At 61.9% G+C, this 25,944-nt stretch carries 26 protein-coding genes; 14 read left to right on the top strand and 12 right to left on the bottom strand.

Annotated elements, in window-relative coordinates; genetic code table 11:
- Positions 1-6: 6 nt before the first annotated feature.
- Both ACIPIJ_RS06190 and ACIPIJ_RS06195 read right to left on the bottom strand, forming a co-directional pair.
- Entirely contained in the window at positions 7-723 is a 717-nt protein-coding gene (locus ACIPIJ_RS06190; protein ID WP_401073869.1) for a glycerophosphodiester phosphodiesterase, read from the bottom strand.
- A gap of 31 nt (positions 724-754) precedes the next feature.
- Positions 755-1,339 carry a PilZ domain-containing protein gene (locus ACIPIJ_RS06195; protein ID WP_401073871.1) on the bottom strand — a complete coding sequence of 195 codons (585 nt, stop codon included), beginning with the start codon at positions 1,337-1,339 and terminating at the stop codon, positions 755-757.
- Between the two features lie 93 nt (positions 1,340-1,432).
- On the opposite strand from ACIPIJ_RS06195, the gene ACIPIJ_RS06200 reads away from it, so the two are divergent.
- From ACIPIJ_RS06200 to ACIPIJ_RS06210, 3 genes are read left to right on the top strand one after another with little or no spacing between them, the layout of a single operon-like run.
- Positions 1,433-2,683 carry a lipoprotein-releasing ABC transporter permease subunit gene (locus tag ACIPIJ_RS06200; protein ID WP_401073873.1) on the top strand — a complete coding sequence of 417 codons (1,251 nt, stop codon included), beginning with the start codon at positions 1,433-1,435 and terminating at the stop codon, positions 2,681-2,683.
- 7 nt (positions 2,684-2,690) lie between these two features.
- Positions 2,691-3,374: a lipoprotein-releasing ABC transporter ATP-binding protein LolD gene (gene lolD / locus ACIPIJ_RS06205; protein ID WP_176514519.1), complete on the top strand. Its 684-nt coding sequence runs from the start codon at positions 2,691-2,693 to the stop codon at positions 3,372-3,374.
- Positions 3,375-3,430: 56 nt separating this feature from the next.
- Entirely contained in the window at positions 3,431-4,672 is a 1,242-nt protein-coding gene (locus ACIPIJ_RS06210; RefSeq protein ID WP_401073875.1) for a lipoprotein-releasing ABC transporter permease subunit, read from the top strand.
- A 124-nt stretch (positions 4,673-4,796) separates the two neighbouring features.
- Here ACIPIJ_RS06210 and ACIPIJ_RS06215 read toward each other — a convergent pair whose 3' ends face one another.
- A complete protein-coding gene (locus tag ACIPIJ_RS06215) occupies positions 4,797-6,125 on the bottom strand; it encodes a heavy metal sensor histidine kinase (RefSeq protein WP_401073877.1) in 1,329 nt (442 codons plus the stop codon).
- Positions 6,125-6,805, bottom strand: a complete 681-nt coding sequence (locus tag ACIPIJ_RS06220; RefSeq protein WP_401073880.1) for a heavy metal response regulator transcription factor — start codon at positions 6,803-6,805, stop codon at positions 6,125-6,127. The genes ACIPIJ_RS06215 and ACIPIJ_RS06220 overlap by 1 nt, the downstream gene beginning before the upstream one ends.
- Before the next feature lie 156 nt (positions 6,806-6,961).
- On the opposite strand from ACIPIJ_RS06220, the gene ACIPIJ_RS06225 reads away from it, so the two are divergent.
- Positions 6,962-7,480: a plastocyanin/azurin family copper-binding protein gene (locus ACIPIJ_RS06225; protein ID WP_401073883.1), complete on the top strand. Its 519-nt coding sequence runs from the start codon at positions 6,962-6,964 to the stop codon at positions 7,478-7,480.
- Positions 7,481-7,548: 68 nt separating this feature from the next.
- Positions 7,549-8,379 carry an NADPH-dependent 7-cyano-7-deazaguanine reductase QueF gene (gene queF, locus ACIPIJ_RS06230; RefSeq protein ID WP_401073885.1) on the top strand — a complete coding sequence of 277 codons (831 nt, stop codon included), beginning with the start codon at positions 7,549-7,551 and terminating at the stop codon, positions 8,377-8,379.
- A gap of 40 nt (positions 8,380-8,419) precedes the next feature.
- Here the strand turns inward: queF and ACIPIJ_RS06235 are convergent, their stop codons facing one another.
- Together ACIPIJ_RS06235 and ACIPIJ_RS06240 are read right to left on the bottom strand one after the other, a co-directional pair.
- A complete protein-coding gene (locus ACIPIJ_RS06235; RefSeq protein ID WP_008099220.1) occupies positions 8,420-8,683 on the bottom strand; it encodes a DUF4404 family protein in 264 nt (87 codons plus the stop codon).
- Between the two features lie 122 nt (positions 8,684-8,805).
- Positions 8,806-9,369, bottom strand: coding sequence for a phosphonoacetaldehyde phosphonohydrolase-related protein (locus ACIPIJ_RS06240; RefSeq protein WP_401073887.1), 564 nt, complete (start codon positions 9,367-9,369; stop codon positions 8,806-8,808).
- 191 nt (positions 9,370-9,560) lie between these two features.
- Here ACIPIJ_RS06240 and ACIPIJ_RS06245 point away from each other — a divergent pair, with 191 nt between their 5' ends.
- Positions 9,561-10,268 carry a VacJ family lipoprotein gene (locus tag ACIPIJ_RS06245; protein WP_401073890.1) on the top strand — a complete coding sequence of 236 codons (708 nt, stop codon included), beginning with the start codon at positions 9,561-9,563 and terminating at the stop codon, positions 10,266-10,268.
- A 51-nt stretch (positions 10,269-10,319) separates the two neighbouring features.
- Here ACIPIJ_RS06245 and ACIPIJ_RS06250 read toward each other — a convergent pair whose 3' ends face one another.
- Positions 10,320-10,619, bottom strand: coding sequence for a PilZ domain-containing protein (locus ACIPIJ_RS06250; RefSeq protein WP_401073894.1), 300 nt, complete (start codon positions 10,617-10,619; stop codon positions 10,320-10,322).
- A gap of 269 nt (positions 10,620-10,888) precedes the next feature.
- Here ACIPIJ_RS06250 and rssB point away from each other — a divergent pair, with 269 nt between their 5' ends.
- Positions 10,889-12,073: a two-component system response regulator RssB gene (rssB, locus tag ACIPIJ_RS06255; RefSeq protein ID WP_401075696.1), complete on the top strand. Its 1,185-nt coding sequence runs from the start codon at positions 10,889-10,891 to the stop codon at positions 12,071-12,073.
- Positions 12,070-12,552, top strand: a complete 483-nt coding sequence (gene rssC, locus ACIPIJ_RS06260) for an anti-sigma factor antagonist RssC (protein ID WP_039602918.1) — start codon at positions 12,070-12,072, stop codon at positions 12,550-12,552. The genes rssB and rssC overlap by 4 nt, the downstream gene beginning before the upstream one ends.
- Before the next feature lie 139 nt (positions 12,553-12,691).
- On the opposite strand, the gene ACIPIJ_RS06265 is transcribed toward rssC, so the two are convergent.
- The 4 genes from ACIPIJ_RS06265 to ACIPIJ_RS06280 form a co-directional block, all read right to left on the bottom strand.
- Positions 12,692-14,551, bottom strand: a complete 1,860-nt coding sequence (locus ACIPIJ_RS06265; protein ID WP_401073897.1) for an alkaline phosphatase D family protein — start codon at positions 14,549-14,551, stop codon at positions 12,692-12,694.
- Positions 14,552-14,739: 188 nt separating this feature from the next.
- Positions 14,740-15,666 (bottom strand): transaldolase, encoded by a 927-nt coding sequence (gene tal / locus ACIPIJ_RS06270; protein WP_401073899.1) that lies wholly within the window; start codon positions 15,664-15,666, stop codon positions 14,740-14,742.
- Positions 15,667-15,787: 121 nt separating this feature from the next.
- Positions 15,788-16,798 (bottom strand): tRNA dihydrouridine(20/20a) synthase DusA, encoded by a 1,011-nt coding sequence (dusA, locus tag ACIPIJ_RS06275; protein ID WP_401073901.1) that lies wholly within the window; start codon positions 16,796-16,798, stop codon positions 15,788-15,790.
- Between the two features lie 383 nt (positions 16,799-17,181).
- Positions 17,182-19,323, bottom strand: coding sequence for an acyltransferase family protein (locus ACIPIJ_RS06280; RefSeq protein ID WP_401073904.1), 2,142 nt, complete (start codon positions 19,321-19,323; stop codon positions 17,182-17,184).
- Between the two features lie 196 nt (positions 19,324-19,519).
- Between ACIPIJ_RS06280 and ACIPIJ_RS06285 the strand changes: the two genes are divergently transcribed.
- Positions 19,520-20,140 (top strand): LysE family translocator, encoded by a 621-nt coding sequence (locus ACIPIJ_RS06285; protein WP_401073907.1) that lies wholly within the window; start codon positions 19,520-19,522, stop codon positions 20,138-20,140.
- 5 nt (positions 20,141-20,145) lie between these two features.
- On the opposite strand, the gene ACIPIJ_RS06290 is transcribed toward ACIPIJ_RS06285, so the two are convergent.
- Positions 20,146-21,891 (bottom strand): phosphoethanolamine transferase CptA, encoded by a 1,746-nt coding sequence (locus tag ACIPIJ_RS06290; RefSeq protein WP_401073910.1) that lies wholly within the window; start codon positions 21,889-21,891, stop codon positions 20,146-20,148.
- Between the two features lie 207 nt (positions 21,892-22,098).
- On the opposite strand from ACIPIJ_RS06290, the gene ACIPIJ_RS06295 reads away from it, so the two are divergent.
- The 5 genes from ACIPIJ_RS06295 (at position 22,099) to ACIPIJ_RS06315 (ending at position 25,730) form a co-directional block, all read left to right on the top strand.
- Positions 22,099-22,293 (top strand): hypothetical protein, encoded by a 195-nt coding sequence (locus ACIPIJ_RS06295; protein WP_401073912.1) that lies wholly within the window; start codon positions 22,099-22,101, stop codon positions 22,291-22,293.
- Between the two features lie 511 nt (positions 22,294-22,804).
- Positions 22,805-23,404: a DUF2491 family protein gene (locus tag ACIPIJ_RS06300; RefSeq protein WP_401073915.1), complete on the top strand. Its 600-nt coding sequence runs from the start codon at positions 22,805-22,807 to the stop codon at positions 23,402-23,404.
- Between the two features lie 13 nt (positions 23,405-23,417).
- A complete protein-coding gene (locus tag ACIPIJ_RS06305) occupies positions 23,418-23,843 on the top strand; it encodes a DUF350 domain-containing protein (protein WP_401073918.1) in 426 nt (141 codons plus the stop codon).
- Between the two features lie 25 nt (positions 23,844-23,868).
- The gene (locus ACIPIJ_RS06310; RefSeq protein WP_401073921.1) at positions 23,869-24,570 is read left to right on the top strand and encodes a DUF1190 domain-containing protein; all 702 of its coding nucleotides are present in this window, start codon (positions 23,869-23,871) and stop codon (positions 24,568-24,570) included.
- 2 nt (positions 24,571-24,572) lie between these two features.
- The gene (locus ACIPIJ_RS06315; protein WP_401073924.1) at positions 24,573-25,730 is read left to right on the top strand and encodes a glutathionylspermidine synthase family protein; all 1,158 of its coding nucleotides are present in this window, start codon (positions 24,573-24,575) and stop codon (positions 25,728-25,730) included.
- The last annotated feature ends 214 nt before the right edge of the window (positions 25,731-25,944 follow it).

The following is a 25,944-nucleotide window of genomic DNA, read 5'->3' on the forward strand; positions in this document are numbered from 1 at the left end:
ACAGCCCTACCCGAGGGTGGTCTTGGCCAAACCGGGAAAGTCTGTAATCAGGCTGTCCACGCCAAAATCAGCGAGCCGGCGCATCAGTGCCGGTTCGTTGACCGTCCACACCGACACATGCAAACCCTGGCCCTGGGCTTTGAGCAGGCGCTCGGGGGTGCACAGTGTCCAGTTCAAGGCCAACAGCTCGCAGCCGTAGTTCTGCGCGACCTTCAGTGGGTCGAGCCAGGCGTATTCGGCGACCAGGCCGCGTTTCACATCGGGCACCAGCTCCAGTGCAGCGCCCAGTACTTCCCGTGAGCTCGACGTGATGGTTACCTTGTCCAGCAGGCCGTATTGCTGAGCCAGTTCGCGGATGGCAAGCACGGTAGTGGCGGCGCGGGTGCGCGATGCGCTCTTGACCTCCAGCTGCCAGTGATCGAACGCGCATTTTTCGAACAACTCTTCCAGCCGTGGTATAGGGCAGGGCTGCACATGGCCCGGGCCGCCCTTGCGCGCGTCGATGGTGACCAGGTCGGCGGCCGGGTGTTCGACCACCTTGCCGCGCCGGCCGGTGGTGCGCTTGAGGGTAGGGTCGTGGATGACCATCAGCTGGTTGTCGGCCGATAGGTGCAGGTCCAGTTCGCAGCGGTTGACGCCGTGGGACAGGCATTGACGGAAACTGTGCAGGGTATTCTCGGGCGCTTCGCCCTTGGCGCCGCGATGGCCGTAGATGAGGGTCACGTTCGTTCCTTCAGGTCAAAAATGAAAAGGCTCAGGAGGCGGGGTCGCTCTGTTCCAGCTGCTGACGCCGTTGCTGCTGTTGGCGCTGCAGGATATAGCGGGCCAGCAATTGGCGCTGGGCGTCGGTCATGTCGGTGAATTCGGTGCCCAACTCGAAGCTGCCATCCCCCTGCGGATCGCAGTGAGTGACCTTGCCGCGCAGCAGCAGGCCATGGGCACGTGGCATCAGCACCATCTTCACCTTCACGCGGGTGCCGGGGGCGATCTGCTGGTTTTGCGCGAACTCGATACCGCCTTCGGAGATGATCACCCGTTGCGGCTGGCCGATCTCGCCGATGAGGGTTTGCGCGACTACGGCGCTGAGCAGGTCCAGGCGCTTGTTCTGCGCCCGCAGGAAGGCTGCCAGGGTGCGGTCCTTGTCGCTCAGCTGGCGCAGCAGGTGCTGCGACTCGAAGTCGGACAGGTGCAGCTCGCTGAGCAGGTTGAACAGTGGTGAATCATCCTGCAACAGTTCTGGCTCAAGGGCTTCGGCTGCGCTGAGTAGGCTGATTTCCAGTGCGATCCGATCTTCGATGCGGTAGTATTCGCGGCGATCTTCTTCGTCTAATGTCGTCATGGCGAACCCATGGTAGCGGCGGTGGTCCGAGTGTAAAGCCGCCACAGGCGCCTCGCCACAAGGACGTTCCCTTTCCTCCGAACAAGCCCCGACATGTTCAGACCTCTTTTCGCATTCATCGGTACGCGTTACACCCGTGCCAAGCGCCGTAACCACTTCGTCTCGTTCATTTCCCTGACCTCGATGATCGGCCTCGCCTTGGGCGTGGTGGTCATGATCGTGGTGCTCTCGGTGATGAACGGTTTCGACCACGAGATGCGTACCCGCGTGCTGGGCATGGTCCCTCACGCCACGCTCGAGAGCGGCCAGCCGATCAACGACTGGCCTGCCCTTGCCCAACAAGTAAAGCAGAATCCGCAGGTGCTGGCGGTTGCGCCCTATACCCAGATGCAGGGCTTGCTGACCTTTGATGGCAAGGTGCAGAAGGTGCTGCTCAACGGCATCGACCCGGCCCGCGAGCGTGAGGTGTCGATCATCGACAACTTCATCCAGCAAGGCCGCCTGGACCAGCTGGCGCCGGGCGAGTGGGGCATCATGATCGGCGACAAGGCCGCCGCCAAACTGGGCGTGGCCATCGGCGACAAGCTGACCTTCGTCGCCCCCGAGGTCAGTGTCACGCCGGCCGGCATGTTCCCACGCATGAAACGCTTCACCGTGGTGGGTACCTTCCACGTCGGTGCTGGCGAAATCGACGGCTACCTGGGCCTGACCAATATCGCCGACCTGTCCCGCCTGCACCGCTGGAAGCCGGACCAGGTGCAAGGCCTGCGCCTGAAGTTCGACGACCTGTTCCAGGCGCCGCGCGTGGCCTGGAGCATCGCCCAGCAGTTGGGTGACCAGGAATACTACAGCCGCGACTGGACCCGTACCCACGGCAACCTGTACCAGGCGATCCGCATGGAGAAGGCGATGATCGGCCTGCTGCTGCTGCTGATCGTGGCGGTGGCGGCGTTCAACATCATTTCCACCCTGGTGATGGTGGTCAACGACAAGCGTGGCGATATCGCCATCCTGCGTACCCTGGGTGCCACGCCTGGGCAGATCATGGCCATCTTCATGGTCCAGGGCACGGTGATCGGGGTGATCGGTACCCTGATCGGCGCCGTGGTCGGGATCATCGCCGCGCTCAATGTCAGCGCGGCGATCGCCGGCATCGAGAAGCTGATCGGGCACAAGTTCCTCAATGCCGACGTGTATTTCATCGATTACCTGCCGTCGCAGATCCAGGCCCAGGATGTGTACATGGTCTGCGGTGCGGCGCTGGTCCTGAGTTTCTTCGCCACCCTGTACCCGGCCTGGCGTGCTGCGCGCACCCAGCCTGCAGAGGCGCTACGTTATGAGTGAGTCGCGCATGAGTGATAAAGCCGTTCTGAGTTGCCGCAACCTGGGCAAGTCCTACGACGAAGGCCCGGAGTCGGTGCAAGTGCTGTCCGGGCTCAACCTTGAGCTGCACGCCGGTGAACGGGTGGCCATCGTCGGCAGTTCGGGCTCGGGCAAGAGTACCTTGCTCAACCTGCTAGGTGGCCTTGACCGTCCGACCCAGGGCAGCGTATGGCTGGCCGGCGAAGAGCTGTCGGCGCTTGGCGAGCGCGCCCGTGGGCTGCTGCGCAACCGTGAGCTGGGTTTCGTGTACCAGTTCCACCACCTGCTGCCCGAGTTCACTGCCATGGAGAACGTGTGCATGCCGCTGCTGATCGGCCGCACCGCGATCCCCGAGGCCCGTGAGCGCGCCGAGGCACTGCTCAAGCGCGTTGGCCTGGGCCACCGCCTGCACCACAAGCCGGCGGAATTGTCCGGTGGTGAGCGCCAGCGTGTGGCGATTGCCCGTGCGCTGGTCAACCGCCCGGGCCTGGTGATGCTCGACGAGCCGACCGGCAACCTCGATCACCACACCGCCCAGGGTATCCAGGAACTGATGCAGGAGCTGTCCAGTTCGTCGCGCACCGCATTCCTGGTGGTGACCCACGACCTCAACCTGGCGCGCCAGATGGACCGCGTGCTGAAGCTCGACGACGGTCACCTGGTGGCGATCTGAGCCGTTTGCACGGGGTGGTCTGAGCCACCCCGCAACTTTTTCAGTGGGTGTTTTACATGTTCAGACCCTTGCCCTTGTTCATCGGTGCGCGCTACACCCGTGCCAAGCGCCGCAACCATTTCATCTCGTTCATCTCGATGACCTCGATGATCGGCCTCTCCCTGGGCGTGCTGGCAATGATCGTGGTGCTGTCGGTGATGAACGGCTTCCAGCGCGAGATGAGCTCGCGCATCCTCGGCCTGGTGCCGCATGCCAGCATTCTTGGCGTGCAACCGCTGGACGACTGGCGCACGGCTGCCGATGCTGCACTGCAGAACCCGGCGGTGATGGCCGCCGCGCCGATCACCGAGATGGAGGGCATGCTCTCTTATAAAGGCGCGATGCAGCCGATCCAGGTCAGTGGCATCGACCCGGCCGAGGAGGGCAAGGTCTCGATCGTCGGCCAGCACATCGTCCAGGGCCGCCTGCAAGCCCTGCAGCCGGGTGAGTACGGCGTGGTGATCGGCGAGCTGACCGCACGGCGGTTCCGCCTCAATACCGGTGACAAGCTGACGCTGATCGTGCCGGAAATCAGCAAGGAACCGGGCGGCATCACCCCGCGCATGCAGCGCCTGACCGTGGTCGGCATCTTCAAGGTGGGCGCCGAGCTGGACGGCTCGCAGGCCTACATGCACGTTGCCGATGCCGGCGAGATGCAGCGCTGGGCGCCGGGCCAGGTGCAGGGCGTGCGCCTCAAGCTGCACGACCTGTATGCCGCGCCACAGGTGTCCAAGGCCATCGCCGCCGGCCTGGGCGACGCCTACCGCGCCGATGACTGGTCGCACACCCAGGGCAGCCTGTTCAGCGCCATGAAAATGGAAAAGACCATGATCGGCCTGTTGCTGATGATGATCATCGCCGTGGCGGCGTTCAACATCATCGCCACGTTGGTGATGGTGGTGAACGACAAGGGGCCGGATATTGCCATCCTGCGTACACTGGGTGCCACGCCGGCACAGATCATGGGCACCTTCATGGTCCAGGGCAGCCTGATCGGTATTGTCGGCACCCTGATTGGCGGCGTGCTCGGGGTGATTGCCGCGTTCAATGTCAGCCAGATCGTCGGCTGGCTGGAGCGGGTCAGCGGGCAGCATATCTTCACGTCGGATGTGTACTTCATCAGCAGCTTGCCCTCGCAGCTGCAGTGGGGCGACGTGGCGATCATCTGCACGGCGGGCTTGGTGATGAGCTTCCTGGCGACCATCTACCCGGCCTACCGGGCTTCGCAGGTGCAGCCGGCGATCGGGCTGGCGGTCTAGTGATTCGGTGGCCGCCCCTTCGCGGGGCAAGCCCGCTCCCACAGGTACTGCGCGGGCTTCTGATCCGGCGGCGGCCGTGTGGAAGCGGGCTTGTCCCGCGAAGGGCTGCGCAGCAGACCCATCATCAAGGCAACTCGACCACAAACCGCGTCCAGCCATCCTTGCACTCCGCGCGGATGCTCCCGCCATGGGCCTGGATGATCGAGCGGGTAATCGCCAAACCCAGCCCCGCATGTTCGCTGCTGCCTTCGCGCCGCGCCGGGTCCACCCGGTAGAACCGATCAAATAGCCTGGGCAATGCCGCAGGCTCTATCGGCATGCCGGTATTGGCCACGCAAACCCTTGCTCCGGCCTCCAGCGTTACGCGTATCTCCCCGCCGGCTGGCGTAAACCGCAAGGCATTGTCGAGCAAGTTGGACAAAGCCCGGCGCAACATGTGCCGGTCACCCTGCAGCGTGGCTTCACCCTGGCGCAGCAGCGCTACTTCGCCATCCTCGGCCAGCGGCGCGTAGTACTCCAATAACGCATCGACCTCGTCGTGCAACGCCAGCACTGCCTGCCCTGGCACCAACAGGCCATGGTCGGCCTTGGCCAGGAACAGCATGTCGTTGATCATCTGCGCCATCCACTGCAGCTCCTCCAGGTTGCCATGCAGCGCCTCGCGGTAGGCTTCGAGGCTGCGCGGGCGGGTAAGGGTCACCTGGGTGTGGGTCAGCAGGTTGGAGAGTGGCGTGCGCAGTTCGTGGGCGATGTCGGCGGAGAACGCCGAGAGGCGCTGGAAGGCGTCGTCCAGGCGCTGCAGCATGGCATTCACGGTACCGGCCAGTTCTGCCAGCTCTTCCGGCATTTGCTCCACCGGCAGCCGCGTGGTCAGGGAGCGTGCTGAAACGCTGGCAGCTACCTGGCCCATCTGCCGCAACGGGCGAAGGCCCCGGCGCACTGCCCAGGCGCCGAGCAGCGCCGTGGCCAGCGCCGACAGGCCGACGGTCAGCCAAATCAGGCGTTGCATGCCCTGAAGGAAGTGCTGGTGGTGGGTGATGTCAAGAAAAAGGGTCAGCCGCGCGTTTTTATTCAGTTGCACGGCCAGGGTACGGTAATCGGTGCCGTCAGCATGCAAGGTCGTCAGGCCCGAAGCGGCGGGCGCCTCGGGCAATGCGCTGCGGCTGGCGAACCAGGCGCGGCCATCGCTGCCGGTGATGCGCAAGGCCAGGTCGGCTTGGTGGCTGAGCTCGTCACGCAGGGGGGCGAGCAGGGGTTCCAGCTCGTCGGGGCGTTGCAGGCCTGAGAGCTGAGTGCGCAAGAGGGACAGGCGCGATTCGAGCAGTTGCTGGTCCAGTTCGACGAAGTGCTGCTCGCTGGCGCGGTTGAACAACAGCCCGGCGCTCAACGAAACAGTGGCGGTACAGGCGGCGAACAACAGCGCCAGGCGGCTGCCGAGGGAAATCCTGCGCATCAGTCGGGGCGCTCTTCAAGCACATAGCCCATGCCGCGCACGGTGTGGATCAGCTTGTTGGGGTGTGGGTCGTCGAGCTTCAGGCGCAGGCGGCGGATGGCGACTTCGATGACGTTGGTATCACTGTCGAAATTCATGTCCCACACCTGCGAGGCGATCAGCGACTTGGGCAGCACTTCGCCCTGGCGGCGCAGCAGCAGTTCGAGCAAGGCGAACTCCTTGGCGGTCAGGTCGATGCGCTGGCCTGCGCGTTCTGCACGGCGGCGGATCAGGTCCAGACGCAGGTCGGCCAGGGTCAGCGTGGTGTCCTGGCTCGGGCTGGTACCGCGGCGCAGCAGGGTGCGCACCCGGGCCAGCAGCTCGGAGAAGGCGAACGGCTTGACCAGGTAATCGTCGGCACCCAGTTCCAGGCCGTACACGCGGTCTTCGACGGCATCGCGCGCGGTGAGGAACAGCACAGGTGTGCCTAGGCCTGCCTGGCGTACTGCCTGGAGGATCTGCCAGCCGTCGCGCCCGGGCAGCATCACGTCGAGAATCAGCAGGTCGTGATCACCACTCAGGGCCAGGTGCTGACCGGTTTCGCCGTCGGCGGCCAGTTCGGTGGCAAAACCGGCTTCACTCAGGCCCTGGCTCAGGTAATGGCCGGTGCGGGCCTGGTCTTCGACGATCAGCAGTTTCATGCGGTGTCCAATGTCAGGGACGGTGTAATGGCAGAAATGATACGTGACTATCCCGGCCGCTGCCCAAGCTGACAAAGTTGTAATCTTCCTGTCAGGTAGCTGCCAGTCAGCCTTTTCTAAAGTGGCCTTATTCCCGCTGCAAGCTTTGGAGTCATCATGAAACACCTGTTCTTCGCCGCCGCCCTTGCCCTGGTAAGCCTGCCCGCGCTGGCTGACGGTGGCAAGCATTTCGCATTCGGCGAGCCCGCGCCAGCGGCCAAGGCCACCCGCACGGTCGAAGTGGTCCTCAAGGACATTGCCTTCGAGCCCGAAAGCCTGCAGGTCAAGGCGGGCGAAACCGTGCGCTTCGTGCTCGTCAACGAAGGCAAGCTGCCCCATGAGTTCAACCTGGGGGACAAGGCGATGCACGCCGAGCACCAGAAGGAAATGATCGCCATGCAGGGCAAGTTGTTTACCGCTGGCATGAGCCACGAGGGCATGGACCACGCTCAGATGGATCATGGTCAGATGGGCCACGCTGCCCATGGCCATGATGCGGGTAACACCGTGCTGGTGCAGCCGGGCCAGCGTGCCGAGCTGACCTGGACTTTTCGTCAGTCAGCGCCCATCGAGTTTGCCTGCAACGTCCCCGGGCATTACCAGGCTGGCATGGTCGGTAAGCTGACCATCGAGTGACTGGCGCTGCAAGGCGGGCTGCAAAACCGGTAGACTAAGGGTATTTCCGAACCTTCAGGTCAGTTTTCATGCATCCCGCCGCCGAACATTCCCCGCTGGGCAAGTCCAGCGAATACATCGCCACCTACACGCCTTCGCTGCTGTTCCCGATTCCGCGTACGGCCAAGTGGGCCGAGCTGGGCGTCACCGCTCAGACCCTGCCCTGGCAAGGCGTGGATTACTGGAACTGCTTCGAGCTGTCCTGGCTGCTGCCGTCTGGCAAACCGGTGGTGGCGATCGGTGAATTCGCCATTCCTGCCGACTCGCCGAACATCATCGAGTCGAAGTCGTTCAAGCTCTACCTCAACTCGCTGAACCAGACGGTGTTCGCGTCGATCGAGGCGCTGCAGGTTTGCCTGCAGAAGGACTTGTCGGCTGCTGCCGGCAAACCGGTGAGCGTACACGTACGCACGCTGGGTGAAGTCGAGGCGCAAGGCGTGGTGGCACTGCCTGGGCAGTGCATCGATGCGCTGGACGTCGCTATCAGCAATTACGAACAGCCACAGCCTGAGCTGTTGCGTTGCGACCCGGAGCGTGTGGTTGAAGAAACCCTGCACAGCCACCTGCTCAAATCCAACTGCCCGGTGACGGGCCAGCCGGACTGGGGGAGCGTGGTTGTCGAGTACAAGGGGAGGGCGCTGGACCCTGCTAGCCTGCTGACCTACCTGATCAGCTTCCGCCAGCATGCCGACTTCCACGAGCAGTGTGTGGAGCGGATCTACCTGGACCTGAAGAACCTGCTGCAGCCTGAGCACCTGACCGTTTATGCGCGGTATGTGCGCCGGGGTGGGCTGGACATCAATCCGTACCGCAGTACTGGGGCGATCAGCCCGCAGAATGTGCGGTTGGTGCGTCAGTAGTTTTGGCATGACTGGGGCCGCAAAGCGGCCCCTTTCAGTATCAAATACCCATGCTGTGCAGCGAGTTGGCGATGCTGCGCAGGGTGGCGGTCAGGTCCGGGTGGTCGGCCTCGAAGCGCTCTATGGCCAGATTCACACCATCCACCAGGTTGTTGTCCGGCGTGGCTTCTTCCAGCTTCAGTTGCGCCTCGATCTGTCTGGCTTCCTCGTGCAGCGCGGCCAGCTCTTCATCCGTCAGCGGTACGTTACGATCCAGTTGCTCGCGCAAGCTGTTCAGGCGCTCTTGCAATTCGCGGGCAGGCATTGGCTGTTCTCCATCAATGGCTTGGCAAGGCATGGACCTCAGCGAAGCGGCAAAGGTTCTAGCCTGTCTTCAGCGTAATCCACTCGCCGACGCTTTGCATGATCCGCATCAAGAGTGCTGTGTCAGGGTTTTTCACCTTTGCGCCGGCGCAAGGCGATGTCTGTCAGGCAGGTGTCCAGTGCTTCGAGGTGGTCGATCACCGAATGCACGCCCAGGCGGAACAGTTCGAGCGTGGCCTTGCCGCGGGCCCGTTCCTGTTCTTGCGGGGTCATGGCTTGCCATTGCTGTGAGCTGAGGTCGCAGGAGGGGCTGCAGGCGGCCAGGCCGATAGTCCACAGGCCCGCATTGAGGCCCGATTGCAGCAGGCGTGGCTCGCCACTGACCAGCACGCAGCCGTCCAGCCGTTGGCTGTCGAGCGCCATCAAGGCCTGCCAGCACGCATTGGGCGAGGGCCAGCGCACGCCATTGGCCGCATGCCCCGGCAGCCAGTCGGGCAGCACGCTGGCCAGGCGTTTGCTGTGTGTGCTGCCCAGGTCATCCAGCCAGATGCACGGTACTCGCTGGCGCCGCAGGCCAGCCAGGGTGTCGAGCGCGCCGGGGGCGGGCAGGGGGCTGCCGCTGGCGGCCTGGACCAGGCAACCACGCAGGCCGAACAGCACAGCGGTGAAGGCGGGTGCATCGTGCATGGCAGCTTCCCTGAAATACTTCGCAGCCTATTACGCCATTGTTACGGTGCTATGACGGGCAATGGATGTTCACAATTTATTGAGCAAAACTGTGTAAAGCTGTTTATCAGCCCGCAAGTCTCTATACTGCCGCCTTACCAGCAGCGCGACCTGTTGCGTTTGCGGCCGAGAAATTCGATGGAGAAACATCTATGCGTAGGATCGGTGCCGGTGTGATCGAGCGAGTCACCCAGGCCTGTGTCTGTGCCAGCTTGCTGCTGGCACCCGTGGCGGCTACCCATGCCGCCACCGAGGAAGATCCCTGGGAGACGGTCAATCGGCCGATCTTCCGCTTCAACGATGTCCTCGACACGTATGCCCTCAAGCCATTGGCCCAAGGCTACGAGGCAGTCACCCCTCAGTTTCTCGAGGATGGCATCCATAACATCTTCCGTAACCTGGGTGATGTCACCAACCTGGCCAACAACGTGTTGCAGCTCAAGCCGCATGCGGCGGGCGTCGACACCGCGCGGCTGATCGTCAACACCACCTTCGGCCTTGGCGGCTTCTTCGACGTGGGCACCAAGATGGGCCTGCAGCGCAGCGACGAAGACTTCGGCCAGACCCTCGGCTACTGGGGCATGCCCAGCGGCCCATACGTGGTCATTCCGCTGCTTGGCCCAAGCACTGTGCGTGACGGCCTGGCCAAGTACCCGGACAGCTATACCAAGCCGTACCGCTACATCGACCACGTGCCGACCCGCAACTCGATCTTTGCCCTGGATGTGGTCGATACCCGCGCCAGCCTGCTGCCGGCAGAAAAGCTCATTCAGGGTGACAAGTACATCTTCATCCGCAACGCCTACCTGCAGAACCGTGAGTTCAAGGTCAAGGACGGCGAAGTCGAAGATGACTTCTGAGTCATGCTTGAACGAAAAAGGCGACCTCCGGGTCGCCTTTTTCGTAACAGATCAATGCATGGCCAGGATGCGCAGGCCGAATTTCTGCTGCCCACCGGGCTGATCGGCGATCCACACCACTTCGGTGCTGGCGTGCAGCCCTTTCAGGGCCGGGTGGTCGGAATCGATGCGCACTTCCAGGCGGTCACCCACCGCAAAATGCTGCGGCGCCCGTACCTGCATGCCGCCGCTGGACAGGTCCAGGCATACCGCTGCGATCACCTGGCCTGCGTGCAGCAGGCTGACCTCGGTGTCGATGCGCATGCGGATAAAGTCACGTTTCTCACTGTGCTGGGTGGGCGTCGGCGGCATGCTGCATCCTTCTCATCGGGTTGCAAGGTTGGCATTCTTATAACTCCCGGTGATTTAGCCTGTAAAGAGCACCGAACTCGACCCACGTATGCTTGAAACGCCTGGCGGATGGGAGTACCGTCTGCGCCTTACAAGGTAGCTCTGCCAGTTGCCTGGGCCGCCTTCTTGGCCTACAACTCAAGTAGAGCGTTACCACAGAGTATTCCTGCAGCCGGATGTCAGCCTTGCAGACGCCCCTGCACCAACCCAAATCGGCGCCGTTCGCCCACATGCAGAAAATCAGTGCAACGCTGCTGATCATCGATGATGACGACGTGGTCCGTGCGAGCCTCGCCGCCTATCTGGAAGACAGTGGCTTTAGCGTCCTCCAGGCCGGTAATGGCCAGCAGGGGCTTCAGGTCTTCGAAGAACACCAGCCCGACCTCGTGATCTGCGATCTGCGCATGCCGCAGATGGGCGGCCTCGAACTGATCCGCCAGGTCAGCGAGCGCGCGCCGCAATTGCCGGTGATCGTGGTTTCGGGTGCCGGCGTGATGAGCGACGCGGTCGAGGCCTTGCGCCTGGGCGCTGCCGACTACCTGATCAAGCCGCTCGAAGACTTGGCCGTACTTGAGCATTCGGTGCGCCGCGCGCTCGACCGTTCGCGCCTGGTGGTGGAAAACCAGCGTTACCGCGACAAGCTCGAAGCCGCCAACCGCGAACTGGAGGCCAGCCTGCACCTGTTGCAGGAGGACCAAACCGCCGGTCGACAGGTGCAGATGAACATGCTGCCGGAAAGCCCCTGGGTTGCCGGAGCGTTTGCCTTCGAGCACCAGATCATTCCGTCGCTGTATCTGTCGGGCGACTTCGCCGACTATTTCCGCGTGGATGAGCGGCGCATTGCCTTCTACCTGGCCGATGTTTCCGGGCATGGTGCGTCGTCGGCATTCGTCACCGTGCTGCTGAAATTCATGACCACCCGGCTGATGTTCGAATTCAAGCGCACGAGCAAGATCCGTGAGTTCAAGCCCTCGGAAGTGCTCAGCCACATCAACCGCGGCCTGATCAATTGCAAGCTGGGCAAGCACGTGACCATGGTTGGCGGGGTAATCGACGAGGAAACGGGCTTGCTGACCTACGCCGTGGGTGGCCACTTGCCGTTGCCGGTGCTCTACTCCCCCGGCCAGGCGCGCTACCTGGAAGGGCGGGGGCTGCCGGTCGGGTTGTTCGACGAGGCTACCTACCAGGACCTGGTCGTGGAACTGCCGCCGCAATTCAGCCTGAGCCTGATGTCCGATGGCATTTTGGACCTTTTGCCAGGGGCCACGCTCAAAGATAAAGAAGCCGCCTTGCCGGAAATCGTCAAGGCAGCGGGGGGTAGCCTGGATGGGCTGCGCCAACGTTTTGGATTGGCTACGCTTGGGGAGATGCCGGATGATATCGCCCTATTGGTGTTGAGCAGGAACCTTCAATGAGTACCGGTAGAATCCAGTTCGCCGAGCAGAGTGGCACCTTCGTACTGAAGTTCGTCGGTGAAGTGCGCCTGACCCTGTGTTCGGCGTTGGATGCGACGATCGAAAAAATCTTCACCGCACTGAATTTTTCGGCCATCGTCATCGACCTGACGGAAACCGAAAGCATCGACAGCACCACGCTGGGCCTGCTGGCCAAGTTGTCGATCCTGTCGCGGCAGAAGGTTGGCCTGCTGCCGACGGTGGTTACCACTAACCCGGACATTTCGCGCCTGCTGCAGTCCATGGGCTTCGATCAGGTGTTCAATATCGTCGACCGCCCGGTGCCGTGCCCGGAGTGCCTGACTGACCTGCCTTCGCAGGACCAGAACGAAGAGGTGGTGCGCTCCAAGGTGCTGGAGGCGCACAAGATCCTGATGGGGTTGAATGACTCCAATCGGGAAGCCTTCCATGACCTGGTGAATGCGCTCGAGCGGTCCTGATTTTTCGACTGCACGGGCCTCTTCGCGGGCAAGCCCGCTCCCCCTAAGCCCGGCGTACCCTTAAGATCAAACTGTTCCTGTGCAAGCGGGCTTGTCCCGCGAAGAAGCCGCTAAGGCCATCACAAAGCAGCCCGTCCAATCACTCCCGTCGCGCAAACTCCGTTGCCTCAGCGCCATCGGCATTCAGCTGAAACACCCGCGCCGGCCGCCCCTGGTCATCAAAGAACACCTGCCCCAACCCCGCGCTGTTCCACAGCCGCTCCCCGGCCTTGCTGTGGCTGGGCGTACGTGGCACCACCTCCATTTCCCGCCTGCGGGTAAACCAGTTGAGCGGCGAATGCGGCGAGTACAGCCAGCGGTTGAGCCGGTCGAGCACATCCAGCAAGCGCCGTGGGAACTCGTTCTTGATCCCGCTGCTGGTGACCTGCCACAGGTGCGGGCTGCGCTGGCGATGGCGAATCAGCACCTCGTAGACGAACGAATAGTGCACATCCCCCGACAAGACCACGTAATGCCCAGGCGTGCGCGAGTGGCGGAAGATGTTCAGAACCACCTGCGCCGCGCCGCGATGGGCCATCCAGTTCTCGGCGTCCACCAGCAGCGGGTAGCCCAGCCAACTGAACAGCTTCTGCACCGTTTCGATCAGCTTCACCCCGAAGATTGGCGCGGGTGACACGATAATCGCCGAAGGGTGGTCCAGCAGCGCTTGTTGGAGCTCGCACAGCGCTTCCCAGTCGAGCAGGCCGGAAGGTTTGGCCAGGTCGCTTTCGCTGCGCCAGCGGCGCGTGCGGGTGTCCAGCACCAGCAGCGGCGGGTTGCTGGGCAAGCTGAATTGCCAGCCCTGGAAGCGCAGCAGATCACCGATCAACTGCTCTTGGGCCTGGCTGTCCAGCTGCGCGCTGGCAAGCGCCTGGCACTGTTCGGCCATGGCCAAGCAGCCATCCGGGTCGTTACCCCAGGCCTGGCACAGCAGGTAGCCGACCAAGGCATTACCGATAATGCGTCGCGAGAAGGGGTGGCCATAGGCAGTTTCTTCCCACTGTGCCGACAGGTTCCAGTCGTCGGTGATGTCGTGATCGTCGAAGATCATCAGGCAGGGCAGGTGGGCCATCACCCGCGCTACGTGGCCCAGATTGGCGGCAAACGCCTCGATCAGCGGTAGCTCCTTGCGGTAGCGCGCCTGGTGCGAGGCGGCGAGGCCGGCGGGCATGTCGAGCGCCACCAGCTGCCAGGGGGTGGGTGACCACACCAGCAGGTACATGGCCATGACCTCGGCGAAGGTCACCAGATGGTTGTCGGCGTTGCTGGAAGAGAAGATGGGTTTGCGCTTGCCGCCAAAAAAACGCTCGCGTAGGGTTTCGTTGCGTTCCTGAGCGGGCAGCAGGTCGGCGCGGTGGTAATAGCAGGCCGGGTGCTGGTACAGCGCCTGGCTGTCGGTGACGACGGCGCCCTCCAGCTGTTCGTCGAACAGGCCAAGGCGCTCGATCAGCGAATGAATGGCCCGCAACATCGGGCCGGCAACGTCATCGGCATAGACCTGGTCGCCGGTCATCAGCAGCACGGCGGGGCGCGCTTCAGGGCGCTCGCACGCCGCCAGCAGGCGGTCGGCACATAGCAGGCCATCGGCGGCCGGGTGGTGCGGCTTGCGGCACGAGCCGTGCAGCAACTGGTCGAGGCGGTCGCGCAGCACCAGGCTCGGGCGTTGGCTGCCCGGGTAGAGCAGGTGGGGCGCCCAGTCGGCGATGCCGTGGCCGTTGATCAGCAGGTCGTATTCGATGGCGATGTTGCACGGCAGGGGCTGGGCGAAGCGGATGTCCAGCAGGTGGATGAACGCGTGCTGGCCGATCGGGATGACCTGGCAATCCACCGTGGCCGTGCCGTCAACCATGAACTCAGGCTGCAAAGGTTGGCTGCCGACCAGCCAGATGGCCAGGCGCTGAGGCTCCAGGCGGCGCAGTACAGGGCCAGCAAGAACGAGGGGCAAACGGGAGGAGGTCATTGACAGCTCTGCTGGCTAAACGGGCCTTTTGTAGGTAAACCCACACCCACAAGGATCTCCACAATACCTGTGGGAGCGGGCTTACCTGCGAAGAGGCCCTTGAGTGCTATAGATGTTTTTAACGGCATGAAGAAAAACGGGCGGAAAATGCTGAACATTTCCCGCCCGTCTGGCAAACCGGATATGTGTCAGGCTTTGTCAGCCATCAGCTTTTCCAGTTTCTCCTGGTCGCGCGCGAACTGACGAATGCCTTCTGCCAGCTTCTCGGTGCCCATGGCATCTTCGTTCATCGCCCAACGGAACTGGCTCTCGCTCAGCACCTGCTTGGCCTCGCCGGCATTGCCTGGCTTGAGTATGCGCGGCAGCTCACCCTGATCATCGCTCAGTTGCTGCAGCAGCTCTGGGCTGATGGTCAGGCGATCGCAGCCGGCCAGTTGTTCGATCTGGCCGAGATTGCGGAAGCTGGCGCCCATGACCACAGTGTCGTAACCGTTGGCCTTGTAGTAGTTGTAGATACGCGTGACCGACTGCACGCCCGGGTCCTCGGCGCCGACGTATTCCTGCCCGGTGCTTTTCTTGTACCAGTCGTAGATACGGCCCACGAATGGCGAAATCAGGAACACCCCGGCATCGGCACAGGCCTGGGCCTGCGCGAAGGAGAACAGCAGGGTGAGGTTGGTCTGGATACCTTCCTTCTCCAGCTTCTCGGCAGCGCGAATGCCTTCCCAGGTGGACGCCAGCTTGATCAGTACGCGGTCTTTGGGCACGCCGGCGGCTTCATACAGCCCAATCAACTGGCGCGCTTTGTTCAGCAGTGCCGGCTCATCGAACGACAGGCGAGCATCCACTTCAGTGGAAATACGCCCCGGAATGACCTTGAGGATGCCCGCGCCCACGGCCACGGCGAACTTGTCGCAGGCCAGGTCGACATTGCCCTTGGCGTCGCTCTTGACCTGCTTGAGCAGGTCGGCATAGCCAGGGATGGCGGCAGCCTTGAGCAACAGCGACGGGTTGGTGGTGGCATCGACCGGCTTGAGGCGGGTGATGGCATCCAGGTCCCCGGTGTCGGCGACCACGGTGGTGAACTGCTTGAGTTGTTCCAGCTTGGAGGTCATGGCGTGCTCTGTCCTGTGCGATGTCTCGACATTACCCGAGCCCCGACGGCCGCTCAAGGGGCGACGGGGCAGGCCGGGCAAGTGAATGAGGATTCGAGTCGAAAGCGCGCCAGTGGTTCCGTCAGCGCCCCTGCAACAGCTCCGCGGCCTGATCGAAAATCACCAGCGGCTCTGGCGCCTTGTGAATATCGGCCGAAAGCAGCTGCCGGAACCGTCGAGCACCCTTGAACCCCTGGCCCAGCCCCAGAATATGACGAGTGACGTGGTGCATCGCGCCGCCACTTTCCATATGCGCCACGATATAAGGGCGCAACTGCGCCATCGCCTCGCTACGGCTGACCACCGGCGCATCACTGCCAAACAGCAGCTGATCTACCTCGGCTAGCACGTACGAATTGTGGTACGCCTCGCGCCCCATCATCACCCCATCGAACGTCTCCAGGTGCGTTTGGCACTCGGCCAGGGTCTTGATGCCACCGTTGAGCACAATTTCCAGGTCCGGGAAGTCCGTTTTCAACTGCGCGGCAACGTCGTAGCGCAGCGGCGGAATCTCACGGTTCTCCTTCGGCGACAGCCCCTCAAGAATCGCGATCCGCGCATGCACGGTAAAACTGCGGCAACCGGCGTCGCGCACCGTGCCAACGAAATCGCACAGCTCGGCATAGCTGTCACGGCCATTGATGCCGATACGGTGCTTTACGGTGACGGGCGTCGACACCGCATCACGCATGGCCTTGACGCAATCGGCGACCAGCGCCGGGTGCGCCATCAGGCAGGCGCCGATCATGTTGTTCTGCACCCGGTCGCTCGGGCAGCCGACGTTGAGGTTGACCTCGTCATAGCCCGCGTCTTCAGCCAGGCGCGCGCAGGCCGCCAGGTCGGCCGGCACGCTGCCGCCCAGTTGCAGGGCCAGCGGGTGCTCGGAGACGTCGTGGCGCAGGAAACGGTGGGCGTCGTTGTGCAGCAGGGCACCGGTGGTGACCATTTCGGTGTAGAGCAGGGTGTGCTTGGAGAGCAGGCGCAGGAAGAAACGACAGTGACGGTCGGTCCAATCCATCATAGGGGCAACAGAAAACCGCCTGACTACCGTATCGCCTGAGGTTGCTGGGCTTTCTGCTTGTTTCGTGTGCATTTCTCTATCTCTGTTTGTTGCCGCTTCATTCCGGTTCATTCTGGCTTTGCTACGGTCATGGCCACAACGCAGCAACTTCAGTCAGCCGTGTAGCAAATCCATGAGAACCATCGCGCAGCGCAAGCGCAAGGAGGGGGCCTGGCTTCACCGCCCAGATCCGCATCATGTAGGAAGGGACGACAGTTTATCAGGAAAGCCAGATATTCGAATGCAAAGCGGCGGCGCAGCCCTGGATCAAGAGGCGCAAGCCCGAACTGAATGAGCCAGGGACTATCGAGAAGGTGCATTGGAAGGGCACTAGGATAAAGCGCATGACCCAGCGCTACCCGAAGCAACACGAGAAGCGCTGGTGGGGGGGCCTGGCTTGCGCCAGGCCAACGGAGCTACTTCTGCTCGATCAGGGCTACGGTCTTAGCTCCAAAGTACCGAGCGCCATTGTCAGTCAAATGATTTTTGTCCGCGAATATCAGGTTGTTTTTATCGTCAAGCACTACACATTTCGCTTTCGTGGGGCAGGTGATGCTCATCAAGTCTATAAATTTTGTATTGGGGAGTTTTCTGAGCGTGTCGTTGACCTTGGCGGTAGAAGGTTCAACAAAAGACGCAGCAAATTCTTGCAATCCAGAAATGCGCCCATGCTTAACTGCTATCTCGGAGCTGCTGAGAGATATGTTCTTGCGGGCGAACACATACACCTGTCCAGGCGTCCTTCTGGCTATTTCAGCTATGCCGTGGGTGTAATATTTTTCTGCATAGTCCCGCCAATAAAATGCAATGAGCACCTTGTCTGCCTGCTGGATTGAGCCGTCGTTCAATACTCGGTCAAGGTAATCCTTGCATATATTGACGTATCTGGGTTCGCGCATTGTCAGTACATTGTATTTGGTGAAATATTGCTCCTCCTGGAGCTTGTTCACGTAGGGTGTTGCACATTGGCTTGAAACGATTCGCGAAATGACGTCGAAGTTGTTCAGGTAACCTGATTCATTAAGGATGTTGGTCAGATCCCCGGCCTGGGAATCACCGATTATTAGCAGCTTGGGCTTGGAGGACGTTTTGTCGAACCTCTTTTTATTCAGCTGCTGATGAAGGTTCCACACATACTTGTCAGCTGCAGCTTTATCGAGTGGGCTGATGTTTCTGATGGCCTCAGGCACGCGCCACTCCCAGCCATCTTGCCCCCAACTGCTGGCTGCAACCACGATGATCGATGATGCGCATGCCATTGTCGCCAAGGAGAATCCGGTTCCGGTCAGCCTGGAGTTAGCCTTGTTGCGCAATGGCTTCTCGATGCGGGAGTAGAGCGCGATGGCCAATGCCAAGGTAGAAACCAGCAAGCCAACTGTAAGTAGGGCCCCGCCCTCGGTGGCCATTGCATAGCTGACGAAGACGAAGATCGGCCAGTGCACCAGGTACAGGGAGTAGCTAATCTCTCCGAGCTTGGTTGCCGCCCAGGATCGGCATGGCCAGGCGGTCTTGGCACTGCCGCCTGCGAAGATCATCAGGGCTGCACCTGTTACAGGAACCAGTGCGGCCAGCCCGGGGAAGAGCGTGGCATCGCTGCTATAGAGGAAGATAGGCGCGATGACCAGCGCCAGACCTGCCAGGTATGCCGCTTCCTTCAGCGCTGTGTTTACCTTGTTCCGCTCCACCAACACCACCAGGGCGCCAAGCAGGAACTCATGAATTCGGAAGGGCGTCAGGAAAAATGCTCCCGATGCATCCTGCTGCAGGAAGAAGTATGCGGCAGAGGCCCCGGCAATGAAGATTGCCGAGGTTGCTGCCAGCAGGTTCTTTGTGACCCGGGTGATCCCTACCAATAGAACTGGCCACAGGATATAGAACTGAATCTCTACACTGAGTGACCATGTGTGCAGGAGTGGTTTCACGGTTGACGCAGTGTCAAAGTATCCGCTCTGCATCCAGAAGAAGAGGTTGGATATTCCGGCCAGCGCGTAGACCGTTGACCCTGACATTTGCTTGAAGTCTTCCGGGGAAAACAAAAAGGCTGCGGCGACGAATGAGGCGATGATCGTTGCCAAAAGCGCAGGTATCAGGCGCCGGACCCGGCGGGTGTAAAAGTCAGCGAAGTCAAAGCGGCCTTTCCCCTGCTGACTCAAGATGCCCTTGGTGATCAGGTAGCCACTGATGACGAAGAAGACGTCGACGCCGACGAAGCCGCCTGTGAAAAAGGGGACTTTGAAGTGGTAGAGGATCACCGCCAGGACGGCAATGGCGCGCAGCCCATCGATGTCCGGCCTATAGTTCTGTACGTTTTGTAGCGTAGCGGCGTCCGCCAGCTTGGCGTGTGATAGCGACGTCATTGTTGGGTGAAGCTCCTGGTAGTGCAAATTTTGGGCGGCATCATACCTGCTGGCGCGAAGCGCGTCCGCTAGTTGCTGACAGGGATTGGATGGGTGGCATGGCAAAAAGCTATTGCCACTCGAAAACACATCAGTGCCAAGCCGGTGTGCCCATGTAGAGGTGAATGAGAAATGACCAGTTGCATGGGCATTGGGGATCATTGCTTAGATTTTTCTTAAGCAAAATTCGGATATGAGTACATACCCTGCGTGCTGCTTTAGTCGACTCGCAAGCGAGCAGGCCCCACGTCCGCGCCGCTGATATCTGGCGCACCATGCCCCACGTCCGCGCCGCTGATATCTGGCGCACCATGCCCATGCTAACCTTCGCACACCTCACCTGCGGGCCCTGACATCCATGTCCATCGCTGACAACCTGATAGCTTTCACCCTCGCCGCCACGTTGTTGACCCTGACCCCAGGCCTCGATACCGCGCTGATCTTGCGTACATCCACCGTAGAGGGCCGCAAGCAAGGGGTGCGCGCTGCGTTGGGCATCAATGCTGGTTGCCTGCTGTGGGGCGCAGCAGTTGCCTTCGGCCTGGGGGCATTGATTGCCGTCTCGACACTGGCCTACGACGTCCTGAAGTACTGCGGTGCGGCGTACCTGGCATGGATCGGCGTGAACATGCTGCTGCGGCCGCGGCAGTCGCTGGGAACAGTCAAAACGGACACCCGGCCGCAAGCCAATTGGTTCCTGAAGGGCATGCTGGGCAACCTGCTGAACCCAAAGGTTGGGATCTTCTACGTCTCTTTCCTGCCGCAGTTCATCCCGCAGGGCGAACCCCTGATGGCCTGGACATTCGGCCTGGTCAGTATTCACGTGGCGCTGGGTTTGCTCTGGTCGGTCATCCTGATCGGCGCAACCCAGTCGCTGGGGGGTGTGTTGCGCCGTGAGAAGGTCATCCAGTGGATGGACCGGGCGACAGGCCTGGTCTTCGTCCTGTTCGCCGCGCGCCTGGCATTGAGCAGGCGCTGACGGCTTCAATGTTTGACTGGCTGAGCCTTGATCTCTGCGGTCTCCTGCACCCGCGCAGCCTTGTCCATCGGCAGCAGATCAAACTCATGCAGCCCGTCCTTGCGGTACGGGTCGCCAATCCATCTCGGTGCCACCACGAACTGCGGGTTCACCAGGCTTTTCGCTGGCTCGTAGCGGTCATAACTCAGCCCGGCCAGGTCCGACAATGTATGGATCAGGTGCGAGCTGCTGTAAGGCCGGTTGGCCATGGCCTGCAGGTCGCGCGGGTGGGCGGCTTGCCAGCTGGGTGAGGTCCACAGCAGGAACGGGATGGTGTACATCGGCCGGGTCGGGGCACCTTCGTTGCGGCCCAGGCGGTCGTGCTTGCCGGAGCTGTACACGTCTTCGCCATGGTCGGACAGGTACAGCAGGAAGCCGTTCGGCGTGGTCGCCGAGTAGCGCTTGATCAGGCTCGACACCACGTAGTCGTTGTAGCGCACTGCGTTGTCGTAGAAGTTGTAGGTGTTGGCCTGGTCGTCATTCAGCGCAGCCGGGACACCCTGGCGATCCGTGAAGTGCTGATAGGTGTCCGGGTAGCGGTAGCGGTAATCCATGTGCGTGCCCAGCAGGTGCACGATGATCAGCTTCTTTTGTGCCGGGTCCTGCAGGGCCTTTTCGAACGGCGCCAGTACCACGTCGTCGTACTGGCTGGCGTTCTGGCTGCGCTGGTTGTTCAGGTACACCGGCGCATCGGTCTGCTGCGAGAAGGTGGTCAGCATGGTGTTGCGTTTGGTCATGGTCTGCTGGTTGGTGATCCAGAAGGTCTTGTAGCCCGCCTGTTTCATCAGGTTGATCAGCGACGGGTCGGTGAGGAAGCGGTCCGGGTTCTGCTCGTCGCCGAAGGTGAGGATCTGCTGCATCACCTCGATGGTATACGGGCGTGGCGACACCACGTTGTGGAACACGGTCAGGCTTTTGTCGCGGGCGGCCAGGGCGTCGAGGTTGGGTGTGGTGTCGCGGTTGTAGCCGTACAGATGCATGTGCTCGCGGGTAGTGGACTCCCCCAGCACCAACACCAAGGTGCGCGGTGCGTCACCGCTGGTGTCCTGCAGGTTTTGCAGGGGGGGCAGCGAGGCGTTCTGGGCCAGCAGGGCCTGCATGTTGTCCAGTTGCTGGCGGTATTGCTGGTAGCCGACCACCAGTTGCCAGGGCACTGCAGGCTCCATGCGTTGCTGGACCTTTTCTGCCGCGTCGGCGAAGTTGCGTTCCTGGGTGACCATCTGCTTGTAGAACGGCAGGACCAGGTTGGCGGCCAGCAACAGCACGGCGACCGGCAGGCGGCTGCGCAGGGGCAGGGCCACCGGGCGTATACGCTTCCACAGCAGCACGGCGCCCGCGGTGTATAGCAGCAGCCCGAGCATCAGCCAGACATTGAAGTACTGGCTGAAGTACTCGCCTGCTTCGGCGGTGTTCGATTCGAACATCACGAAGATCACGCTTTGCGAGAACTCCTGGCCATAGATGCCGAAATAGCTCAGGCCGACCAGCGAGGCGGCCCACAGCACCAGGCCGATGACGGCGGCGGTGGCGCGGGTGGCGCGCGGCCACAGCAGCACTGGCACCAGCCACAGGGTGCTGAGGAACACGGCATTGCGAAAACCGGCAAAACCGGTGGTGCCGCTGAACAGCAACAGCGCCTGGGTGACGCCGGAGAAATACCAGAAAAACAGCAGGAGCCAGCCCAGGCTGGCCCAGTCCACGCGTTTTGGCATGGAGGGGGATGCGGTGTTTGCCACGTGTGCCTCGTAAACCATGGCAGCAGCCAAATGGACGGGCTGCCGGAGAGGCCGTGACGCTAGTGGGGGTGGTGTGAAAATAGCGTGAACAGAATATGTAAGAATTCTTAACCGTTCTTTACCGGGATAGGGACTTTGGCGGCTTCCTACATACGATGAATCAGATTTTTCCTCTGGCTTGTAGTGATCGAAGCCACCGAATACGTCCTTTGCGGTCTGGCCGTGGCTCACCAGGCGATCACCACCTTACACAGGTCGCCCGCCACGATCATGACCATGACCGTGATGCACGAAATGGAGGCGGTGCGCACGTTGCTGGAGTCGGCGATTGCCCACCTCAAATTGAAGGGCAGGCGACCGGTGTGCACGTTGCACTGAGGCTCTGTCGGGCAGCTTCATCGTCTGTGCGGCCGCCTTCGCGGGTAAACCCGCGAAGAGGCCCGTTCAGCCGAAGCAGATCAAGAGGATTGAAAGTGGACAAGGAATTCCCAGAAAGCGTCGGCAAATGAGTGTCACCGCGGGCTCGGCTCGCTGCTTGGGTGGTGTGATTGAAGGGAAGTTACTGTTCCGCGTAGAGAAAACAGCTGAGCGAGATTGTGCCGTTAAAAAGACGATGCCCACATTTACGAGGGGAAGTGGGCATCGTCATGTAGCGCGTGTGGCTTTACTTGGCGGCGACTGCAGTCATTGCTTCAGCCTGTTCGCGCTGGCGCTTGCGGCCGATCATCAGCACCCGCGCCCCGGCCAGGTCGAGCGGGCAGAGTAACGCCCTGGCGAGTAGTCTTTTTCTGAATCTCCGTTAAAGCCGCACCCTCAGCATTGGCCCTGGAAGCGGATCCCGGTAAGGTGGCGCCCCCAGCAAGGAAAGCCGCGACCCAAGGGAGTGCCAATGTCGCCTCTACACCCGTCCTGCCCGCCATTCGGCCTGTGCAGTGGTAGTACTTTTACGCCTGCCCAGGCCTTGAAGCCGCTCCTCGAAGGCTGTTCGACGCTTCAGGTGCCCGGCGCGGAAACGGTCTGGGCCATCGGCGAGGTGGACCTCGGCCAGGCGGTATGCCTGCTGCGCTTCTACCTGGATAACGAAGACTACTGGTTGCAGGTGCTGATGAAGGGCACCGAGCCGGGCGATATCGTGTTGTTCGGCTACCACAGCGCCGTGCCGGTTGAAGATGAAGCCCACTTGCAACGCTTCGTTGGTAGCGCCACCAGGGTCGGTATGCCGATCCTCGAGCACGATGGTTACCTCTATTCACGCCAATGGGGCGGCGAACAAGGGCAGGCCGAGTGGGTGCCGCTCCATGAAGCGGTTGCCAGCCCAGAGACTCGCTATGGCATCCAGCACCTGTCGATGCTCTATGCCCGCGACACCGGCCTGCCTGATCGTCGCGAATTCCTGCTGCTCTCGGTCGAGGAGGATGAACAAGGTGCGCTCACCTTCACCACCTCGCTGGGTGTCACCCTGTTTCCCACGGACTTTCACGTAACCTGACAAGGACCTCTCCATGCTCGACGCTCTGCGCCTGTCACTCAATGCTTCGGCGGTGACCGGCTTTATCCTCTATATCAGCGTGGCGCTGCTGCTGTTCTGGCTGTTCCAGTTCATCTACACCCGCCTCACGCCACACCGCGAGTTCGCCCTGATCCGTGAAAACAACCCGGCGGCGGCCATTGCTCTGGGGGGCTCGCTGATCGGTTTCTCCCTGCCGGCCAGCAATATCATCGCCTACAGCGTCAGCGTGCTCGACTTCGTCGCCTGGGTGGTAATTGCAGCCGTGGTGCAGCTGATCGCCTTCGGCCTGACCAGCATCGTGTTGCGTGGGCTGTCCCAGCGCATTGCCCAGGGCGAGCTGGCCGCTGCCATCTACGCCGCCAGCGTGGCGATCAGCGTGGGCTTTCTCAACTCGGCCTGCATGACCCCATCGGTTTGAGCGTGAGGTTTCGATGAAATCGTCAATGAAACGCAGCTCCCTGAAACTGGTGCTGGCGGGCTCTCTACCGCTGGCGCTGTCGGCGTGCGGCCCGCAGGAAGAACTGTATACGGTCAGCCAGAAGGTCAAATACGACACCGTTGCTGCCTGTGTAGGTGACAACGTGCCAAGCGCTGTCTGCGCCGATGCCTACCAGCAGGCGCAGGGCGAGTATCAACGCCTGACGCCCACGTTTGCGTTCCAGAGCGAGTGCGAGGCGCAGTTCGGTGCGGGCAACTGCCAGGCCACCGTCGGTGGGCGCTTCATACCGCGCATGAACGGGTTCGAGCTGGAAAGCGCCGCTGAGGTGACCCAGTCACAACTTGACGCCGGCTACGCGCAGGGCGGGGGCTATGGGCATGTTGCCAGCGCAGCGGTAGCCGGGATCCTGCTGGGGCAGATGGCCCGCAACAGCGACCGTCGTTTTCGCGCACAGCCCTTGTATGCCAACCGCAGTGGGGCGGGCCTTGGGCCGCGCACTGGGGCGTTGGGTGGAATCCAGCGTGCCAAAGAGGATGAGCAAGGCAGCAGTGGAAGTTCGTCCGGCGGTGGCGGTGGCGGCGGCAGCTGGAGCCGCAAGGAGCCTCGCCCAGCCTCGTCGGCATCGATCACCCGCGGTGGTTTTGGCAGCCAGGCGACGGCCCGCAGCGGCTGGGGCGGCAGGTCTGGCAGCTTTTTTGGAGGTTGAGCATGCGCAAGGTCGAGCTGGCGGAGCGCCCAGACTGGCGCGCGACCGCCGAGCGTGAGGGTTTCGCCTTTCACACCATCGACGGCGAACGTTACTGGGACGAGCGCGGATATTACCAATTCAGCGAAGCCCAGGTCGTTCGCGACCTGCAGGCGCCGACCGAAGCGCTGCACGCGATGTGCCTGGAAGCGGTCGGGCGCATTGTCGACAGCGAAGCGTTGATGACTCGCCTGGCCATCCCGCCGGCCTTCTTCGACCTGGTGCGCCGGTCATGGAAGCAGGCGCAGCCGCACCTGTACGGTCGCTTCGACTTCAGCTATGACGGCACTGGGCCGGCAAAACTCATCGAAGCCAATTACGACACGCCAACCTCGCTGTACGAGGCCGCAGCCTTCCAGTTGATCTGGCTGGAGGAGCAGATGGCGCGTGGGCTGCTGCCTGCAGACGCCAGCCAGTTCAACACCCTGGCCGAAGACCTGGTGCAGGCATTTGCCGCAGTGCCGGGGCAGGGCGCGTTCTATTTTTCGACCATCTCGGGCTCGCTGGAGGACCGTGGCACCACAGACTTTTTGCGCAGGATGGCCGAGCATGCGGGGGTCCGTACGCGGCATATCGACCTCGAAGACATAGGCCTGAGCGACAACGGCCGGTTCGTCGACCTGCAGGGCCAGCCCATCCAGCGCCTGTTCAAGCTGCATGCCTGGGAGCACATCTTCCATGAGGCGTTCGGTCAGGCGATTGCCAGCTGCGACACGCAGTTCTTCGAACCGCCCTGGAAAGCGCTGATTTCCAACAAAGGCATCCTGCCGTTGTTGTGGGAGTGGTTCGAAGGGCACCCGAACCTGCTGCCGGCTGTTGTCGACCACAACCCGCAGGCCCCAGTACCCAGAGGCTGGGTACGCAAGCCGTACTTCTCCCGTGAGGGCGCCAACGTGGATATCCGTACCGAGGGTGGCCTACGGGTCTTCGAAGATGGGCCCTACAACGATGCGCCCTATATCCTGCAGGGTTTCGCACCTTTGCCGAAGTTCGCTGACAGTTACACACTGATTGGTTCGTGGGTGATTGGCGACAAGGCTTCGGGGATTGGCATTCGTGAAGACGATTCGTTGATCACCAAGGACAGTTCGCGTTTCCTGCCGCATGTGGTGCTGGGCTGAGCGGCCCTCTGGTCGGTTTCAGGATGCGCCTGGTCGCTCGCGCGCATCCCTTCGGCGCCACAAGTGCCATGCTTGTGGGATGCCCATGAGCCCAGTGCGCGCAGACGCGCGGCCATCGGCAAGGAGGCCACCGACAACCCCGCCACCGTGACGTGGGCGGTGTGCCGCAGCAGAACACGCCGGTTACCTGCCCACTGATAACAACAGGCGGGGG

This window comes from Pseudomonas sp. NPDC087185 (assembly GCF_044744955.1).
Lineage (GTDB): Bacteria > Pseudomonadota > Gammaproteobacteria > Pseudomonadales > Pseudomonadaceae > Aquipseudomonas.